Below are 12,058 nucleotides of genomic sequence, written 5' to 3' on the forward strand. Positions count from 1 at the left end.
GCTTCTTCTCGCGCGGACGCACCGTACGCGCCGTGCGCGCCAGGCCGATCATTCCATGGCGAGCCACCGTGACCACGCGCTCGACCGGTCCGGCCGGGCTCCGCCAGATACGCCGACGGCGGTGTCGTGTCGGGCGGCGCGTGCGAGGGAGGCGGCAGCGTGCTGGTGACGATGTACTCCCCACCGCAGGACGAAGTGGCCGCGTTCCCGGTCGACTGCCCTGCCGGGGCTGTGGGGTTGGGCTCGGTCGCCATGGATCCCGGCGTGGTCCGTCCGGGTTCTTTCTCTGTGACTGTTGACGCCTCGGCAGAGACGATTCGGTGGGCGCTGACTGTGACACAGCCGGAGTAGCGGCCTGTTGTCGTACGGCCCACCCGCGCCCCGCTTCTAGTGGCGCGTTCGGGCTGCGGCGACGGCGGCGGGCTTGGGTGCCTGGCGTGCTGCGAGGGTGAGGACGAGCCTCTTGGGCAGCGTGCGCATGAGGCCGGCGAGGAGGGCGTTGGCCCGGCCCGACACGATGGTGGGGCGCCGGCTGGTGTCCAGTGCGTGGAAGGCCGTGTCGACGACCTGACGGGGGGTCTGGAAACGGATGCCTTCGGTGGAGGTGCCCGAGGTGGTGTAGAACTCGCTGCTGGTTGCTCCCGGTGAGAGGCACAGGACGCGCAGCCGGCTGCCGCGGGCCTCGACCCACAAGGCTTCGGTGAAGGAGATCACGAATGCCTTCGCCGCCGCGTAGACGGCCATCCCGGGGATGGGCGCGTAGCCCGTCATGCTGGCCACGTTGATGAGGAGACCCGCCTCGGCGTCCTGCAGGTCGGCGTAGAAGGCTTTCGTCAGATCGACCAGGGCGGTGACGCCGACCGCGAGCTGGTCCGCGATGTCGCTGTCATCGGCGTCCGAGAACAGTTCGGTTCTGCCGAATCCCGCGCAGTTCACCAGCGCGCTCGCGACGATTCCGTGTTCCGCGAGCCGAGCGTGCAGCTCCGCACCCGGGCGGGGTGCGGTGAGGTCGAGCGGGACGGGTGTCACCGTCACCGCGTAGCGCTCGCGCAGCTCCACACTCAGGCTTTCGAGCCGCTCCAGGCGCCGGGCCACGAGCACCACGTCATCGCCGCGCTGCGCGAAGCGGCGCGCGAACTCCTTGCCTATCCCCGAACTCGCTCCGGTGACGACTGTGGTCCGTGTCATGAGACTCCTCATCAAGTTGACGGGTGTTAACTACGCTACATTGACACCTGTTAACCGGCAACCGGGCAGCAGTTAGGGGAGGGCGGCGCATGACCGCTGACACATCGGGCGGAGGCCGCCGCGATCTGCGCCAGGCCCTGATCGACGCCGCTTCGGCGATGCTCCAGGAGACCCCCCGGGCTCCCGCCCCTTCGCTGCGTGCCGTGGCCCGCGCGTGCAACGTCTCGGCGACCGCCGTGTACCTGCACTTCGACTCGTGGACCGCACTCATCGAGGCCGTACTCGAACAGCACTTCACCGATGCCCGTACCCAGATCGAGGCCGCGACGGCCGCCGCCGGGCCGTCGCGCGAGCGGCTCGACGCGTTCGCGCTGGCCTTTGTGAACTGGGGACTCGCACACCAGGGCCCGTACCAGCTGCTTTTCGAGAGCATCGACTGGCTCAAGGGAACCGATGCGGTCCGTGCGTCACTGGAGGAGCACGTCGCGGCCATGGCGGACGACTTGCTGGCCGCCGGTGCGGTCGACGACAAGGCGGGTGCCCTGGAGCGGGCCGAGCAGTTGTGGACTGCTCTCCACGGCATTGTCGCGGGCCGCCGCCGCCAGGGCCGCTACGTATGGCATCGCAGCGTCGCCGATGAAGTCACCGGCATGGTCGCGATCTTCGCGGGAGCCAGTCATGGTGGGCCGTCTGCCTCGTGACCGTTTCCGGGCCGGCGGGTGGTTCCGTCGCGACCGATTTCCGCGGCTCAGGCGTTGTCGGGCCAGGGGAAGCCGAGTTCCTCGGCGCGTTCGCGGCTGCCGCCGCATACCTGTGCGTACGTTTTCGGGTCCTCCTCGGCCAGTCGGCGCAGCGCGGCGCCGGCCTGTGCCTCGGGCGGGGTGCTATCGTCCGGTACGACCCAGCGGAACTGGAGGGGGATGCCGTCCTGCTTCCCGGCGGCGAGTCCCGGCGCGTACGAGAAGGTCACCACGGTGGTGTCCGGGTCCTCGAAGCCGCTGCTGATCCAGCCCCGGCGCGCATCCCATCGGCTCAGCAGGTCCGGCCGTTCCATCAGCCCCGTTTTGATCAGGCGGGCCACGGTGCGGGCCGGCCACGACCAGGAGGTGTCGCTCTCCGCCCGGGTGATCTCCGCGTCGTAGGCGGCGGCGTCGAACCTGTAAGTGGGCAGCTCGGGCGCGGGCTCCCGGGAACCTGGCAGGACCTGCGGCCGCCGCCAGTCCTCCCACACCACTTGGTCTCCGTCGCGACGGATGGTGACGTAGAGCGCGCCACAGCACCCCTCGGTGCAGTATGCCTCCGCGAGTTGTACCTCCCGGGGCTCGGGCCCGGCCCGGAGCCGGCCGTCGTCCAGCAGGTAGTCGGGGCTGCGGGCGGGACCGAGGGCGAAGAACTCCGGGACCACGGGACGCCCGTCGAGGAGGATGCGGGTCTCGACGGGTTCACGATCCACGAGGTCGCCCGCCACCACCTCTACGCGCAGCCTGCCGGGGGCGGCCTGACGCGTGAAGGGCCGCCGCCCGGTGCGCCGGATCCAGCCGGCCCGCAGCCGCTGGTCCGCCTCACCTCCGTCGGTGTCCGCCGACGAGGCCCATCGGGGCCCGGCCAGCTGCCGCCCGAGTGATTCCAGCAGCGTCGCGCGCCGGCCCGGAGGCCAGTCCAGCAGTACGCCGGTGCCGCTGCTCAGGTCCAGGGCGAGCGAGAGCAGGGTGGCGTGGTGGTCGAGGGTGGGCGGCAGCTGGCCGGCCCGGGTGACGACGCTCTCGTACAGGATGAGCGCGTCGTCGTAGGTGAGGAGGTCGGTCCGGTAGTCGCGCGTGGATCCCATCCGGACGAGGAGCCTGCCCGCCCGGGCGAGCAGGGCCGTGTCGGAGGGGTGTTGGCCGAGCAGCTCGGGCAGCCGGGCGGCCTCCGCGATCCGGCGGGCGACCGTGGTACTGACAAACCGCGGCGTGGCGGGGAACGTGACCAGCTCCGTACGGACGGCCTGTCGGTCTCCCGTCCACAGGGCGCGGACGAGCGGCCGCAGCTCATCGCGGCGGGTGTGGGTGGCGAGCCAGACGGCGGCGGCGCACGGGCGGTCGAGGGTGTCGAGGGCGTCGACGGCCGGGCGTACGAACTCCCGGAACAGGCCGAGAACGGAGAGATACGGGACGTCCTCGGGCTCGCCGAGGCGGATGAGCAGAGCGAGACCCGCGGTGACGGCGGGCGCGGTGGTGCCGGTCCGGGTCAGCTGCCGGCCCAGGGAGCGGGCCGCGTCCCGCTGCCCGGCCGGCAGCGGCAGCCCGGCGACGGCGGACCGGATCAGGTGGGTGTGGCTGTCCCGGATGCCGCGGCGGGCGAAGCGGCGGTGCAGGGTCGCGGAGTTGTCCGGCAGCGGGTTCAGCGCGTCGCGGATGGCGTTCGCCGCCTCTTCGTGGGACAGCGGGGCCTCGCCCGGTTCGGGTTTCTGGGGGAGGGGGTAGCCGCGCCGGGGCGGGATCCCGTCGGGGGCCTCGCGCAGCAGGTGCAGAGCGTGCTCGTACAGGCTGGGCGGGAGGGTGAGCGCGTCGCGCTCTTCCTGGGCGCTCACCGGGCGCGATGGGACTCGATTCCGTAGGTCATGTGCGTAGCCTGCCAGCCCGGTTCGCGCTCTGTCGAAGGAATTGCGCGTCTGCGACGACGAAGGTGACCGGTCAAGAGGACAGCCGGGGCTCACCCGCCGTCAGATCCGAGGGTGCCGGTGACGCGGACCGTGTCCCGGCTGTGCGGGCCGAGGCGGGCCGCCCAGGTCAGGGCATCGTCGAGGGTGACGTCGTCGTCGGCCAGGCGGGCCGCGGCGAGGGTGGGCGGTGCCGCGCCCGCGTCCAGCAGGGTGGTCCACTGCTGAGCGGTGAGGGCCAGGTAGCGCAGGTCGGGCACGTCGGTCAGGACGGTCAGGTCGCGGACGGTGGCCCGGGAGAGGTCCAGGCCGCGCAGGTTCGGGACGGTGCGCAGCGGGGTGATGTCGATCGGAGCGGTGGTCCCCAGGTCCAGGGAGGTGGCGGTGGTCCCCAGGTCCAGGGAGGTGAGGGTGCGGTGCCCTTCCAACGGGGTCAGGTCGCCGCCGTCCAGGGTGACGCGCACAGCCTCGACCGGCATCGTACGAATCGGTGCCAGGGAGGCGGTGGCGCAGCGGTTGAGGTGCAGCAGCCGCAGGTGCGGGCCGGCGGTGAGCGGGGCGAGATCGACCGGGCCGGCGGCGTCGTTGATGTGGATGGCCTGAAGGGTGGCCGGGACCTCGTCGGGGATCCCGCCGATGATCCTCCGGGTGCCGGGGCTGCCGGCGGCCTCCAGCAGAAAGAGGTGGTCGCCGTCCTTCTCGTAGGCTCCTTGCTCCAGCTCGTAGGCTCCCTGCTCCAGCTGATCCAGGTGGTGGCCGAGCAGAGAGGTTATCGAGTCGGCGACGTAGGCGGGGCCGTCGCCGTAGTCGCGGCCGATGGCGATCACCTGGCCGGGGCGGCCGTTGCGGGCCGGGGACAGGTCCACCGCGAGGTAGTTGCCGTCCTCGCCGGTGGCGAAGGGCAGCCACGCCGGGTGCCCGTCGCAACGCCGGACGCTCTCGTGCGGTTCGGCGTCGAAGACGACCGAGTGCCAGCCCAGTTCCCAGCTGTGCCAGGCCGGTTCGCGCTGGTCGCTGTGGACGGCGACCAGACGTTCCAGCGCCATCCAGACGTTGCCCCCGAGCAGGTAGAGGTGGTCGTGGTCGACGCCGTCGCCGTCAGCGATCAGGTACAGCGCCCGCAGATCGGCGGGCAGGGGCCGGCCGATGCGGCGTTCGGCCTCGTCGAGTGCGGCGGCGGACACGGGCGGCGGCAGTCGCTCGGGCCGCCCCAGGATCGCGGCGCGCCGCTCCATGTACGTACGGAACCGCGCCACCGCCAACGCCGGGTCGCCTCCCGGTGCGGCTGTCCCCTCCTCCTGCTCAACACCGGGCTGGGGCAGCCGGTAGCCGGGGTCCAGGACGGCCTGGAAACCGCCGTCCCGTCCGCGCAGGCTGCTGATCGCGTCCGTGGTCGCGACCAGTCCGTACGCTCCGGACGGCCGGCACTCGATCTCCAGGCTGGTGCGCTCCCAGCCCCGTACCTTCCGCAACGCGTCCGCCAGCCTGCCCAGTTCCTCGAAGAGGCTGGGTACCCGGTTGCGCCACAGGGGCGCGCCGGGGACGGCGTAGCCGCCGGCCACCGAGATGCTGCCCCGGCCCGCGGTGCTGGCCAGTAGCGCCCGCGTCCAGCCCGCCGGCGCACTCGCGACGGTCTCCTCGACGATCCGCCGCGCAGCCTGCTCAACCATGTCCCGCCCCCATGTCTCGCTCCTGTCCTGCCTGCGAACCGGTCATGATCGCAGAGCCGTCCAGATGAAGCCGAGCGGTATAGCTGAGCGTTGTGGATGGCCCGGCGGGCCGGCGAGCGTGGGCCTGCCGCCGGCGTTGATCTGCTCGGCGGTGCGGCCGCGCGCTCCGCTCGTCGAGGCCGAGACGCCCACGACGCCTCAGTGCTCTCGGTAGTACTCGGCAAGTGCGGTGAACGCGGCCTTGGGCTCCCACGGCATGTCGGGGTAGGTGTCGCCGTGGCCGTTGTCGAAGACCTTGACGATGCCGTAGCTGGCCAGGTCCAGGTCGTCGCGGGGATCGCCGCCGGGCCGGTGCACATGGTCGTAGAGCGCGAAGATGAACACGAACGCACTGTCGACGCCTTCGGTGTCGAAGACCTCGAGCAACTCGCGCAGATACGCGGCCTGTCCGGGCTCGTCGCGGTCGTACGCGCCGTTCAGGCGGACCGGTCCGGCGTCCTTGTCGTACTCGACGATCTCCAGACCGCGAGCGCCCACATCGCCCGCGCCGCGGTAGCTGGCGGCGCCGAACTCGGTGATCGCGACCGGCTTCCCCTGCGCGACGAGGCCGCGGACGCCCTCGGCGAACTGGCCGGCGGTCCCGGCCGTCCGGTAGAGATCCAGGGAGACGATGTCGAAGGGGGCCCAGTCGACACGCTCCAGCGGTACGGCGGCGTAGGTGATCTTGCCGCCGAACCGCTCGCGGACGAGGGCCGCGGCCGTGCCGAGGAAGTCGTTGACACGCGCACCGACCTCGGCGATCTGCTCGCGCAGGCGGTCCGGCCCGGTCAGCCGTTCGACCCGCTCGTCGAGGGTGTCGCCGGGCAGGAACCCTTTGTTCATCAGGCTCAGCTCGGCACCGGTGACGAACACGACCTCGCCGCCGCGCTGTCGGAGCCGTTCGGCCCGCTCGGCGCAGTCGGCGAACAGCGACAGCATTTCGTCGGTGGTCAGCTCGAGCGGGTACGGCGAGAACCAGACCTCCAGGCCCAGGTCGGCGGCGAATCCCGCGATCAGCTCCAACCGTTCGGGGTCACCGCCGGTGACGCGGACCGTGTTGCAGTGCAGGTCGTCACGGATGACGCGTAGCTCACGCTCGACCAGCTTCGGGTCGAAACGCTCGCGGGAGTTCACGCCGTAGCGGACGAAGCCGGTGTCGTAGGTGATGCCTTTGGCACGCACGTGTCATGCCCCTTTCCATCGGACCGGATTAGGTACGAGTAGTACCTTACTTGCGTGTGGTCTGGGATCAAGCCCAAAGTGAGGAGGAACCTTCGGTACCGCAGTGCAGGGGAGAGGCCATGGCGGACGATGACGATCCGACGAAGCAGCCAGGCGCCGGACAGACGCGGCGCCGCGGCGCCGCCCTGGAAGAGGCAATCCTGCGCGCCGCAGCCGACGAACTCACCGAGTCCGGATACGCCGGGCTGACCATGGACCGGGTCGCCCGACGCGCCGGCACCAACAAGAACGCGATCTACCGCCGCTGGCCCAACCGCCTCGCGCTCGGAATCGCCGCCTACCGGCGACTGGCCACGACGGTCCACCCCCCCGACACCGGCGATCTGCGCGGCGACGTCCTCGAACTGCTCCGCCGGGCGAACCGTCACTGGAGTTCCCCGCTCGGCAAGGTCCTGCGCGACCTCATGTCCGCGGCCGGCGGCGCGTCGGAGTTCGTGGCGCAGCTGCCCGAGCAGTCCACCGACGCCGTAGCCGCCACCTGGCTGACCATCCTGGGACGCGCGGTCGCCCGCGGCGAGGCCCCCCCTGAAGCGCTCCATCCCCGGGTCGCCACGGTGGCCATGGTTCTGCTCCGCAACGAGTTCGTCGTACGCGGAGTCCCCACCGCACCCGACGAGGTCCTCATCGAGATCGTCGACGAGGTCTACCTACCGCTGATCCGCCAACGCGCCACGACACCGGACTGAGCCCCCTGCGGGCACTCGCGGGGGTGTGACGAAGGCCGATCGTTGGTGCTCTGTGTCAGACCTGAGTGCGACACTGCGGCCCATGTCTTTCGCTGATCTCAGTCTCGACCAGTGGCGGTCCTTCGAGCTGTCTGCCGCACGTCGCGTCGCCCAGGAGGTGGCCCGCCTGGTGGATGGCCGCGTGACCGTCGTGGAGACGGTTGAGCACCTCGGCGCTCCGCTGCACCGCGTTCGGATCGAGCGGGACGGGCAGGAATTCGCCCTGATACCCGGCGGCGCGGTGACGCTCGGATTCGACCTAGACGCCTGGCAGCCGACGCCCGGGCAGGTCGCCGACTATGCGGAGAGCCTGGATCAGGGCTTTGGCTACGGCTCCGATCTCCGGGCCCACCTCGCGCAGCTACTCAGCCCCCGCCGGAGTGCCGTCCTGGCCACTGTGCTCATGGCTGTGGAGGACGAGAACCTCACCGAACCGCCTGCCGACATGCCGGCCGTCCTTGCGGCTCGTGGCCTGCGGATGCCGAGCTCGGACGAGTGGGAGCACGCCTGTGGAGCGGGCGCGGACACTCTGTTCCGGTGGGGCAACGACTGTCCCCTCGACCGCATCCCCTACGGGGACCGCACCGGCCCGCATGAGCAGCCAAGCGGGTTCGGCCTGCACATCGCCTACGACACCTACCGGACGGAGCTGACGAGCGACGTCACCGCGGTCCACGGTGGTGACGGCGGCGAGTCGGTGTGCGGGGGATATGGCTACATGCTGGCGTGGCTGCCCCTGGCCACCGCCAACCGCAACCCTTATATGGCCGAGTTCGCCTACGGCCCGGACGGTGAAGGCCTCTACGAGGACTTCTCCACCCGGCCGGTACTCCCGCTCTGATCCTGCGGCACTCCTCATCGCACAGGCCGACCCGGCCCGCTGACGGCGCGCGAGCCTGCCGGCCGAGCGGCCCCGCCCGGTCGAGACCTACGACCGCTACGGGCGCAGCCTCCACGCGGAACGGCTCGCGGCACACCCCTTCACCGCCCACGTCGACCTCGGCCTGCGGGCCACCGGCACCGGCTCCGGGGTCCGCGTCATCGCGACGTCGACTCGGACGTCGTCGATCCCGACGACACGGTCCACCCAACGTCCGGTGACCGGCGCCGATGAGACGCCGAGGCCGTACGGTCTTCTGCCGTGCCTGTTCTGTGACGTGATGGGCACCGGCCCGCGGTCCGCACACCGCTAGCGTCGGGCCCATGATCGTATGGCTCAACGGCACCCACGGCGCAGGCAAGACGACGACCAGTGCACTCGTGCAGCAGCTGATCCCGGATTCACGGGTGTTCGACGCCGAGAAGGTCGGCGAGACGCTCATGGACGTCACGCCGGGGCTGCCCTGGACGGGCAACTTCCAGGACTGGCCGCCGTGGCGGCAGCTGGTCGTAGAGACCGCCCGCCGCGTACTCGACTACACCGGCGGCACCCTGGTGATGCCCATGACTGTCCTGGTCGAGCAGTACTGGCGCGAGATCAGCACGGGCCTCGCCCAACATGCCATCCCGGTAAGGCACTTCGTCCTCCACGCTGACCAGGACACCCTTCGCGGGCGCATCGAGGGGGACGCTGTTCTTGGCCCCTCCCCATTCCGCCTCACATACCTTGAGCCCTACGCCGAGGCGGCCCGCACGTGGCTGCACGGCGAGGCAGAGGTCGTCGACACCACGCACCTCACGCCCGCCCAGGCCGCCCTGCAGATCGCGGAGGCCGTCAAGACGGAGAGGGGCGGGGAGTCGTAGGTACCGGGCGGGCGGGGCGAAGTCATGCCAAGGTGACGTGCATGCCGCCCTCGGCCAGGACGTCGAGGACCTCGGAGAACAGGTCGTAGGGCCGGCCGTCCGCTTTCAGGGTCTGGGACAGGTGCTCGCGTGCGGTGGCGGCGTTCCGCCAGAGCAGGGTGGCGGGGGCGGTGTAGCCGAATGTGCCGCGCAGGCAGTCGTCCAGGGCGGCCAGGCAACCGCCGAAGTAGCCGCCGGGCCCGTTCACCGCCTCGCCGAGCGCCAGGTAAAGGCCCGCCTCATCGGTGATGCGGCGGCCGTCGAGTTCGTATGCGTGCCCGGCCGGCCGGGCATGGTGGGCGCGTCGGCAGGCCCGCTCCCGTACGAGTTCGAGCCAGGCCCTGCGGAGTCGGGTGTCGAGGCTGCTCCAGGCGCCCAGGGTGTCCGGCGGCCCGGCGAGCCATCGCTCCCAGACGGGCCGGGCGTATTCGGGAACGGGCGTGAAGAGCTCTCCGTCGAGCTCCAGGTCGATCAGATCCGTCCCGTAGGAGGAGGGGCGCCAGGCGCTGACTCGGCTCCACAGCAGGCATTGGGTGAGCGGCTCGCCCTGGTCATCCCGTATCTCAAGGGCGGCCTCCGCCAGATCCAGCGCCCGCCGGGTGCCCTTCATCAGCGCCGCCCGCAGCTGATCACCCGGGGCGAGTCCTCGCAGGACGAGCGGAGGCGCCGCCTGCTCGTGCGGCAGGACACGGGCGAATTCCTGGCACGAGCCCAGCCACCGGTGCCCGTCGTGTACGCGGACGGGGCCCGTGTGTCCCTCCGGCTGGCCTTCGTAGTCGTCCAGGCCGGTGAGCACGAGACTGTCCGCCCCGGCGAGCTGCCCCAGGCTCTCCGCGTCCTCCAGCAGCCAGGGCTCAAGTGCCTCGTCGTCCGGCACCAGCCACACCCGGCTGCCGACCCAGCCGTGCACCTCAGCTCTGTCCGGCACCCAGCCGAGCATCTCGTACGTCCCACGCCGGGGGTTCCCGAACAGACCCTCCGCCTCGACGCAGATGCCCCAGGCATGGCCGTGCTCTGTCTCGGTCAGCGTGTACCGCGTGTGCCCGCCATGGTTCTCATCCTCATACACGGTGCGAATCATGCTCCGACCACGCTTCGACCACGCTCCGACGCCGAAGCCGGGCGCTCCCGCCGGGCACACAGTCAGGGGCTGCCCTTGGCCGGCGGCGCTTGCTCGGTGTCGGCGGGCTACGGGGCCGCCGCTCGGAAGAGGGCCAAAAGGGTCTGGGCCGGCGTGGTGTCCACGTCGAAGAACTGCGTGGCCAGCGCGGGTGGCACGGCCGTTCCGTGCATGCGGACCTCGTGGCAGCTGAAACAGAACGCTGCCTCGAACAGCGCCAGATCGAGAGAGTCCTCGTACGCCCGGACGCCCCAGCCCGGCGAGAAGCCGCAGCGGTGCTGTTCGCTGCCGGGCAGGTTCTCGATCAAGGTCAGGACGTCGGTGGCCTCGCTCCCGATCCAGTGGGCGACCGCCCTGCCGGGGTAGGGAACGCCCCGCTTGGCCGGCAGGCCGGAGATCCTGACGACCTCGATCAGATCGGTGGCGGCAACGGCTTCGGCGGGGAGCTGCATGTGCGCAGTCTGCCCGCCGGGCCGCCCGACAGCTACGGCATATCGCGAGCGGAAAACCTGCTGCGCGAAAAGCGCGGAGTACAGAGACCCAACAGTCCAACCCCCCGCTCACGGACCAACTCAAGCGCCAAAGGGCCAACTCAGCCGCTCAGTCTCCGCGAAAGCGGCGGGCAGTCTGCCGGGCGATTCGCGGTGGCAGGCGGCTCGGATGAAGCCGTTGGCACGATGTTCAGGAGAGCCAGCTCTCGCTCTCACGGTGCTGGTCAAGTCCAGCTACGGCGAACTCGTCGCTTGAACCGGCGGGCTGGATGCCGAGCTCGCGAAGCGCCCGCGCGACCGGTGACCCCTGGGCGGAGACGGGATCTCCTTCAAGGAGATGCAACGGGCCAAGGGCCAGGCGTCCGTCCCGCCAGACGGCGGTGTTCTCCTCGCCCGTTCCGCCGAAGTACTCGGATTCGACATAGGCCGACCAGGCGCTCAGTCTCACCGTTGTGACTGAGCGGTTGAGTTGGCCTTTTAGCGCTTGAGTTGGCCCCGCTGAGCGCGGGAAATGCCATCCACTCCGGAATGACATACTGCAGTCTCGTCACTCAAAGCGACCAAGCAAGCACAGAATGTGAGACTCGCATGATCACTGAACAGGCCGTCAGGCCGACCTGCCGCTCCCTCGTCCGGCGCCTGGCCGTGGCGGCTGCCGCGTTCGGCGCCCTCGCCCTCCCCTTGGCCACCGCCGGCCCGGCGCAGGCTGCGACAAAGGACGTGCATGTCTTCTACTACGACAGCGACGACCTCGGGAACGCGCAGTACCACGTCGAGTTCAGAGGCACGGTCAGCCCGGATGGCGGCAGCGGCTACATCGTCCGGGGCGAGCTGGACGCTTCTTGCGCCTCGGGCGCCGCAACCCGCCAGTCCGTCTCCCTCGGATACGGTTCCAACCACGGTGCCTGGGAGTACAAGAGCTTCTGGTGCGACGACACGCCCCAGCAACTCAACTTCCGGGCCAACCGCAAGTCCTGGGACTACGTGGACTTCAAGGTCGGAGCGACCAGCAGGGTTTTCAACCTGTATGCATACGGCGACAAGGCCACCTACGTGATCGACGACTACCCGGGAAAGTGACGGCTCGTCAGGTGTTAGATGGCAATGACTAGACCGGCGGCCTGGCTCCGCCCCGCCCCCGGGCCGTGGGGCTCTACCGC

General features: G+C 70.6%; 12 protein-coding genes. 5 read left to right on the top strand and 7 right to left on the bottom strand.

Annotation, left to right across the window (positions count from 1 at the left end):
• Window positions 1-387: 387 nt before the first annotated feature.
• Window positions 388-1,188, bottom strand: coding sequence for an SDR family NAD(P)-dependent oxidoreductase (locus ACFVWW_RS22315; RefSeq protein ID WP_386878743.1), 801 nt, complete (start codon window positions 1,186-1,188; stop codon window positions 388-390).
• Between the two features lie 89 nt (window positions 1,189-1,277).
• Here ACFVWW_RS22315 and ACFVWW_RS22320 point away from each other — a divergent pair, with 89 nt between their 5' ends.
• Entirely contained in the window at window positions 1,278-1,889 is a 612-nt protein-coding gene (locus ACFVWW_RS22320; RefSeq protein WP_386878744.1) for a TetR/AcrR family transcriptional regulator, read from the top strand.
• A gap of 47 nt (window positions 1,890-1,936) precedes the next feature.
• Here ACFVWW_RS22320 and ACFVWW_RS22325 read toward each other — a convergent pair whose 3' ends face one another.
• From ACFVWW_RS22325 to ACFVWW_RS22335, 3 genes are all read right to left on the bottom strand, one after another.
• Window positions 1,937-3,760: a hypothetical protein gene (locus ACFVWW_RS22325; protein ID WP_386878745.1), complete on the bottom strand. Its 1,824-nt coding sequence runs from the start codon at window positions 3,758-3,760 to the stop codon at window positions 1,937-1,939.
• 122 nt (window positions 3,761-3,882) lie between these two features.
• Entirely contained in the window at window positions 3,883-5,499 is a 1,617-nt protein-coding gene (locus ACFVWW_RS22330; RefSeq protein ID WP_386878746.1) for an SMI1/KNR4 family protein, read from the bottom strand.
• 198 nt (window positions 5,500-5,697) lie between these two features.
• Window positions 5,698-6,720 (bottom strand): hypothetical protein, encoded by a 1,023-nt coding sequence (locus ACFVWW_RS22335; protein ID WP_386878747.1) that lies wholly within the window; start codon window positions 6,718-6,720, stop codon window positions 5,698-5,700.
• Between the two features lie 119 nt (window positions 6,721-6,839).
• On the opposite strand from ACFVWW_RS22335, the gene ACFVWW_RS22340 reads away from it, so the two are divergent.
• From ACFVWW_RS22340 to ACFVWW_RS22350, 3 genes are all read left to right on the top strand, one after another.
• Entirely contained in the window at window positions 6,840-7,466 is a 627-nt protein-coding gene (locus ACFVWW_RS22340; RefSeq protein ID WP_386878748.1) for a TetR/AcrR family transcriptional regulator, read from the top strand.
• Window positions 7,467-7,548: 82 nt separating this feature from the next.
• Window positions 7,549-8,346, top strand: coding sequence for a hypothetical protein (locus tag ACFVWW_RS22345; RefSeq protein WP_386878749.1), 798 nt, complete (start codon window positions 7,549-7,551; stop codon window positions 8,344-8,346).
• A gap of 362 nt (window positions 8,347-8,708) precedes the next feature.
• On the top strand, window positions 8,709-9,248 hold the full coding sequence (locus ACFVWW_RS22350; protein WP_384330094.1) for an ATP-binding protein: 540 nt from the start codon (window positions 8,709-8,711) through the stop codon (window positions 9,246-9,248).
• 22 nt (window positions 9,249-9,270) lie between these two features.
• On the opposite strand, the gene ACFVWW_RS22355 is transcribed toward ACFVWW_RS22350, so the two are convergent.
• From ACFVWW_RS22355 to ACFVWW_RS22365, 3 genes are all read right to left on the bottom strand, one after another.
• Window positions 9,271-10,368 (bottom strand): barstar family protein, encoded by a 1,098-nt coding sequence (locus ACFVWW_RS22355; RefSeq protein ID WP_386878750.1) that lies wholly within the window; start codon window positions 10,366-10,368, stop codon window positions 9,271-9,273.
• A gap of 107 nt (window positions 10,369-10,475) precedes the next feature.
• A complete protein-coding gene (locus ACFVWW_RS22360) occupies window positions 10,476-10,859 on the bottom strand; it encodes a hypothetical protein (protein WP_386878751.1) in 384 nt (127 codons plus the stop codon).
• Between the two features lie 229 nt (window positions 10,860-11,088).
• On the bottom strand, window positions 11,089-11,346 hold the full coding sequence (locus ACFVWW_RS22365) for a hypothetical protein (protein WP_384185481.1): 258 nt from the start codon (window positions 11,344-11,346) through the stop codon (window positions 11,089-11,091).
• Between the two features lie 140 nt (window positions 11,347-11,486).
• On the opposite strand from ACFVWW_RS22365, the gene ACFVWW_RS22370 reads away from it, so the two are divergent.
• Entirely contained in the window at window positions 11,487-11,978 is a 492-nt protein-coding gene (locus tag ACFVWW_RS22370; RefSeq protein WP_386878752.1) for a hypothetical protein, read from the top strand.
• The last annotated feature ends 80 nt before the right edge of the window (window positions 11,979-12,058 follow it).

It is taken from the genome of Streptomyces sp. NPDC058198, from assembly GCF_042882605.1.
In the GTDB taxonomy this organism is placed as follows: domain Bacteria; phylum Actinomycetota; class Actinomycetes; order Streptomycetales; family Streptomycetaceae; genus Streptomyces.

Excerpts from the sequence above, each read along its gene's own strand:
- ACFVWW_RS22315 (WP_386878743.1), bottom strand. The coding sequence starts at position 1,188 with ATGACACGGACCACAGTCGTCACCGGAGCGAGTTCGGGGATAGGCAAG.
- ACFVWW_RS22370 (WP_386878752.1), top strand. The coding sequence starts at position 11,487 with ATGATCACTGAACAGGCCGTCAGGCCGACCTGCCGCTCCCTCGTCCGG.
- ACFVWW_RS22345 (WP_386878749.1), top strand. The coding sequence starts at position 7,549 with ATGTCTTTCGCTGATCTCAGTCTCGACCAGTGGCGGTCCTTCGAGCTG.
- ACFVWW_RS22360 (WP_386878751.1), bottom strand. The coding sequence starts at position 10,859 with ATGCAGCTCCCCGCCGAAGCCGTTGCCGCCACCGATCTGATCGAGGTC.
- ACFVWW_RS22330 (WP_386878746.1), bottom strand. The coding sequence starts at position 5,499 with ATGGTTGAGCAGGCTGCGCGGCGGATCGTCGAGGAGACCGTCGCGAGT.
- ACFVWW_RS22355 (WP_386878750.1), bottom strand. The coding sequence starts at position 10,368 with ATGATTCGCACCGTGTATGAGGATGAGAACCATGGCGGGCACACGCGG.
- ACFVWW_RS22320 (WP_386878744.1), top strand. The coding sequence starts at position 1,278 with ATGACCGCTGACACATCGGGCGGAGGCCGCCGCGATCTGCGCCAGGCC.
- ACFVWW_RS22350 (WP_384330094.1), top strand. The coding sequence starts at position 8,709 with ATGATCGTATGGCTCAACGGCACCCACGGCGCAGGCAAGACGACGACC.
- ACFVWW_RS22340 (WP_386878748.1), top strand. The coding sequence starts at position 6,840 with ATGGCGGACGATGACGATCCGACGAAGCAGCCAGGCGCCGGACAGACG.